At 36.5% G+C, this 5649-nt stretch carries 4 protein-coding genes; 1 reads left to right on the top strand and 3 read right to left on the bottom strand.

Annotated elements, in window-relative coordinates:
• Positions 1–381 precede the first annotated feature (381 nt).
• Positions 382–3006 (top strand): M14 family zinc carboxypeptidase, encoded by a 2625-nt coding sequence (locus E1171_RS08540; RefSeq protein ID WP_155205588.1) that lies wholly within the window; start codon positions 382–384, stop codon positions 3004–3006.
• A gap of 628 nt (positions 3007–3634) precedes the next feature.
• Here the strand turns inward: E1171_RS08540 and E1171_RS08535 are convergent.
• From E1171_RS08535 to E1171_RS08525, 3 genes are all read right to left on the bottom strand, one after another.
• Positions 3635–4324: a hypothetical protein gene (locus tag E1171_RS08535; protein ID WP_155205587.1), complete on the bottom strand. Its 690-nt coding sequence runs from the start codon at positions 4322–4324 to the stop codon at positions 3635–3637.
• A 9-nt stretch (positions 4325–4333) separates the two neighbouring features.
• Entirely contained in the window at positions 4334–4981 is a 648-nt protein-coding gene (locus tag E1171_RS08530; RefSeq protein WP_155205586.1) for a tetratricopeptide repeat protein, read from the bottom strand.
• The coding region (locus E1171_RS08525) for a vWA domain-containing protein (RefSeq protein ID WP_155205585.1) at positions 4978–5649 on the bottom strand (672 nt) is incomplete at its 5' end. The genes E1171_RS08525 and E1171_RS08530, both read right to left, overlap by 4 nt.

Below are 5649 nucleotides of genomic sequence, written 5' to 3'. Positions count from 1 at the left end.
CATTTGTAGTAAAAAAAGGTTTTAAAAGATTGAGAAATTTAAGGTAATTGAAATCGATTTTTAAAACTTTGAACTTGCAGTATAATAAAAGAAAAAGGGGAATTCAAGTAATTTTTGTTTGTGCTGCTTTAGGGTTTGAAAGTTAGTAGTTATTAGTTTTTCCGAAATAAGGAGGGATTAAATATCAGCTATTATATTAATGGGCTTAACCTTAACATTTGATTTGATCTAGTTTATTGTAAAGGAAAGCACTAACTTGATAGCTATCGATTACTGTTATGGGTGTGTTATAACTGAAAAACTGTTTTGGATTTGAATTGTAAATTTTAAGGTGATATTTTGCTTTTTTATTGTTTTTTTAACCATTAAGTCTATTAAAAAATGAAGGGTATTTTTACGCTACTTTTATTTTTTTGTTTTATGAGTAGCCATTTGCCGGCGCAAAATGCCATAGAGCAAAAGTATTATCTTCCCATCGATGTTACTTATGATCCAAATGTACCTACACCTGAAGAGGTGTTGGGGTATCAGGTAGGAAAATGGCACGTTCGGCCTGATCAGGTTTTGGCTTATTTTCGGGCTTTAGCTGGCAGTTCTGATCGGGTGATTTTGGAAGAACATGGAAAAACTTATGAGGATAGGCCTATTATTTTAGCAATAGTCACTTCATCTCAAAATCATAATGAACTGGATGAACTAAAGAAAAAACATGTTCAACTAACTGATCCCGCAAAATCATCCGATTTGGATATTTCTTCCATGCCTGTGGTGTTGTATCAGGGTTTCAGTGTTCATGGAAATGAACCTAGTGGGACTAATGCTTCTCTTTTATATGCTTATTATTTAGCAGCAGCACAGGGACCTGAGATTGAGGAAAAATTGGATAATGCAATTATTTTAATTGATCCAAGTTTAAACCCTGATGGGTTAGGTCGATTTGCCCAATGGGCCAATATGTATAAAAGCCCTCATCCTGTGGCTGATCCTAATAATCGAGATCACCGAGAAGGCTGGCCTGCTGGTAGAACCAATCATTACTGGTTTGACTTGAATCGGGATTGGTTGCCTGTTCAGCACCCTGAAAGTCAAGCAAGAATTAGAAAGTTTCACGAATGGAAACCCAATATTCTTACCGATCATCATGAAATGGGCGCTAATTCTACTTTCTTTTTTCAGCCAGGAATTCCTTCTCGTACTCATCCCCTTACTCCTAAAAAAAATGTTGATTTGACCCATAAGATGGCCAAGTTCCATTCAGAAGCTCTAGACAAAATTGGCTCTCTATATTACAGTGAAGAGAGTTTTGATGATTTTTATTACGGAAAAGGATCGACCTATCCTGATGTAAATGGAACTGTTGGTATTTTATTCGAACAGGGTGGATCTCAAGGCCATTTGATCGAAACAGTTAATGGGAAATTAGCATTTCCTTTTACGATTAAAAATCAACTTACCACAGCCCTTTCTACTTTGCAATCAGCGGTTTCTCTTAGGAAGGAGTTTTTGGAATATCAGAGAGATTTTTACACTTCTGCCCTGAATTTAAGCAGTAAAGATCCTGTGAAAGCATATTTATTTGGGGCCAGCGATTTATCCAAATTACAGGCCTTTAATGCTATTCTTCTTCAACACAAAATAGAAGTTCGGGAATTGAAAGGGGCTTTTAGCTATAAGAACAGGGATTTTGAAGCAGGAAAAGCTTATGCTGTGCCTCTAAATCAAGCTCAATATCGTCTGATTCATGGGATTTTTGAAAAACGAACAGAGTTTACAGATAGTCTTTTTTATGATGTATCGGGTTGGACTTTACCATTAGCCTTTAATCTTGAATATGCCGAATTGAACCAAAAGGCTTTGTCCCGTTTAAAATTGGGAGATCCTTTAATGTCTGTTCCAGTGGTTAAGGGTCAGGTAGTGGGAGGAAAAAGTGAGTATGCTTATGTATTTAGATGGGGTAACTATTATGCTCCTAAACTATTAAATAAATTGCTTACTACTGGATTAAGGGCAAAAGTGGCCACCAAACCTTTTTCAGTTTCACTGGAAGACGGAGTACATTCTTTTAAAGAGGGGGATATCCTGTTACCGGTGGCTAATCAGAAGATGGACGCCGAAGGGATCTTTAAATTCCTGGAGAATGTAACCAAGGAAAATGGTTTGGATGTATATGGTATTACTTCAGGGTTAACTCCAGAGGGGATTGATTTGGGTAGCAGAAGTTTTGCAGCTATCAGTAAACCTAAAATTGGCTTACTAATTGGAAGCGGTGTTCGAGCTTATGATGCAGGAGAAGTTTGGCATTTATTGGCGGAGCGATTTGAAACTGAGGTGACCTTGTTGGACCTATCCTATTTTTCATCTGTTGATATAAGTCGATACAATACTTTAGTTATGGTGGATGGTTCCTATAAGGGAATGAATGAAAAAGCCCAAGGAAAATTAAGAGATTGGTTAAATAAGGGTGGAAATTTAGTTGCCATGAAACGGGCAGTTAAATGGCTAAAGGATAAAAAGTTTTTAAGCCTCAAGTGGAAAACCAAGGAAAAGGACTCTGTTTATGTAATGAAGACTTATGCTGACCTTGAAAAGGCTAAGGGAGCCCAGGTAATTGGGGGTACAATTTTTCAGGTAAGTATTGATCCTACTCATCCCTTGGGGTATGGTTATTCTTCAAAGAGCTTGCCTGTCTTTAAGAATGATACTTTATTTGCTGCACCTACTTCCAATGCTTATGCCACGCCTATGATCTACAGTCAAGATCCTCTGTTGAGTGGTTATATCTCTAAGGAGAATGCAGCTATAATATCTGGTGCTGCAGCAGCCACAATTCACAGTCAAGGAAGAGGGAAAATAATTGCTCTGGCTGATAACCCTAATTTTAGGGCATTCTGGTATGGTACCAATCGCTTATTCTTTAATGCAATTTATTTCGGACGAACAATAAGTTCTTCGGCTACTCAAAAGTTTAAGAAGATTAAAAAAGAGGGGCGAACGGTGAAGAAATAGGGGATTTGAAAATCTTTTTTAGGTCCTTGTTACTTGTAAATTAATTTTGCTGCACATCCGATTTAAGAAAATAGGGATAATTCCCTTTTATTTAAATTTGGAAGAATTCGAATTTTGTTAATTCGAGATAGGAGAGAACTAATGGGATAGAGACGTAAAATATTACGTCTCTATCGCTTAGACTCATCCTCAAATAAAAAGTATGTACATGTTTTATTTGGAAATAGGATTCATTTGAGTTCCAGAGGTTATTTTATTAACTGTCATATTTCGTTCTTGCATTTGCAGAGTACCAAAAGGGGGAAATTTGAAGAAAAGAATACCGAAGTTAGTATATCTTTTAAAAGTCTTATAATCTATTTTTTTATTGAGAGGATGGTCTGATTTTTTGTTTTTCAGGTGGTTAATGTTGTGTTTTGCTTATTCTTGTTTTAGGTTTTTTGAGAGAAACTCTTCTCTGTAGAAAAATGTACAATTATTAAGATTTTTTCTTTTGGAGCTTGTTTAAAGATTTTCGCTTAAAACAAAGAATTTAAACAAACCCCAAAGGAAAGAGTTTTTGTCTCTGAACTAAAATTAGTTTCTCAAAATTCCTGGACTTTTTTCAAATAACCCCTTTTAAGGCTTTTTACCAATCGGGCTTTTTAGGATCCGCCTTTTGTTTCGATTTTCTTTTATTCTGTTGGATATATTGAACTTCACTGTTCTTCATCGCGTCCAATATCATTTTTGCTTTCTCCTCTGTCATATTAATTTTTTCTAATTCTTCAGAGGTGGATAGGGGTTGTTGATTTTCCTCTTCTCCTTTTTGGGCAGCTTCTTGCTCATTTTCTTGCTGTTGTTCTTGCTGGTCTTGCTCTCCTTGTTCTTTTTCCTGCTGTTGTTGTTCCTGCTGGTCTTTTTGACCTTGTTCTTCCTCTTGCTGCTGCTCTTGTTTTTCCTGTTGATCTTGTCCTTCCTGGTCTTGTTGTTGCTCCTGGTCCTGCTGTTGATTCTGTTGGTCCTGGTTCTGTTGCTGATCCTGTTGTTGTTCTTGTTCTTGCTTCTCTTGCTTCTCTTGCTCCTCCTGTTTTTCTTGTTCTTGTTTTTGCTGTTGATTCTGTTGGTTTTGCTCTTCCAATCTTTTGAGTAGGTCTCTGAGCTTCTTATTATCTGGATCTTCCTTTAATCCCTGATAAACTGTTTGTTTTGCCTGTGAACTATTGCCCTGTATGTATTGATTAGCGGCTTTGTGAAAAGCCAATTCTCCAGCTGAGGTCTGGGCAAGAGTCAATTGTCCTAGGAAAAGAAATAATATTGCAATAAAAAGTTTTTTCATCAGTGTATCTTATTGATCAATAGTAACGATGATTTTGGTTCGTTGAATGAAATCGTTGTAGGCAGCTACGGTTTCATCAATCTTTAAGCCATTTTCCATCAATTGAACGGCCTCTTGATACCTTTTTGCAGCTACAAGGGAATCTGCTTTTTCCTTTAGCCTTTTGGCGAAGTCAGAAGGTTCAATTTTGTCTTCTTGCTGTTGCTCCTCCTGCTCTTGTTGTTGTTTATTAAGATATTTCTTTATGAGCTCATAATTATAACGAGCTTCTTCATTATTAGGATTCGCCTTTAGTGATTCTTTAAAATGTTGCAAAGACTCTTGTTCTTTTTCATCTTTAAATGCCAACACACCCAACTGTTGATAACTCAAGGATCGGACCTCCTGGTTTTCGCTTGTGGTTAGCCTTTGATAGATGTTTTTTGCCTTATCGTTTTGGGAATTGTGATAATAAGCATTGGACAGGTTTAACCAAAGATTATCATCGTCTTTTACATCTAAAGAATCTGTTAGGTATTCGTAGGTTTTAATAGCTTCTTTGTAATTTTCTGCCACAAAGGCTTCCTCAGCTTTGGTTTTTAATTTGTTGATTTTGGCAATGTCATTGATTCCCCCTTGCCAAAATACTATAGCCAGAAGACCATAAAAAATATTCATATTCTTAGTACTTTTACGTTGGTTAGCAAATCAATGAGAATAAGGATAAGGGCAAAAAATAGAAAATACATGTACTTATTAGTCTCAACATCCATTTTTCGGCTTTCCCGGATTTCCCCTTCAATATTACTAATAGTATTGATCAGTCTGTCTGTGTCGTTTTGCTGGTCGCTAATTTCAAAGTAGCGTCCATCGGTATTAATGGCCAATCGTTTAAGCACTCTTGCATCCAGTTTGGTGACAACTTCCTTACCACTTTTGTCTTTTTTATAGCCCGTGGAAGTGAGAATTCTGCTTCCCCCCTCTGTTCCAATTCCCAAAGTAAAAAGTTTGATCCCACTTTGTTTGATTTGTCCGGCAACTTTCTCTGATTCACCCCCAAAATCTTCTCCATCGCTAATTAAAATTATGGCTTTAGAAGTCGATCGACTTAATGAGCTTTCCTCATTACTTAATTTAGTTAAAGCAAGTTTTAAGGGGGGAGCAAAATCCGTTCCGGTGTTGGGAACAAGGTTTGAATTTAGTGTTTCAATAAATAGATTTAAGGCGCTTTGATCATAGGTCAATGGACACTGCAGGAAAGCATCTGAAGAAAAAATAATTAATCCAATTCGATCAGAACTAAAAGAATGAACAATTTTTTTTAACTCTTCCTTTAGTCGAAGTAG

Origin of the sequence: Xanthovirga aplysinae, assembly GCF_009711365.1 — a bacterium.
Taxonomy (GTDB): Bacteria; Bacteroidota; Bacteroidia; order Cytophagales; family Cyclobacteriaceae; genus Xanthovirga; species Xanthovirga aplysinae.
This window is presented reverse-complemented; position numbering and strand designations above follow the sequence as displayed.

Bases quoted from the DNA above. Each gene is read 5' to 3' on its own strand.
- E1171_RS08540 (WP_155205588.1), top strand. From the start codon at position 382: ATGAAGGGTATTTTTACGCTACTTTTATTTTTTTGTTTTATGAGTAGC.
- E1171_RS08535 (WP_155205587.1), bottom strand. From the start codon at position 4,324: ATGAAAAAACTTTTTATTGCAATATTATTTCTTTTCCTAGGACAATTG.
- E1171_RS08530 (WP_155205586.1), bottom strand. From the start codon at position 4,981: ATGAATATTTTTTATGGTCTTCTGGCTATAGTATTTTGGCAAGGGGGA.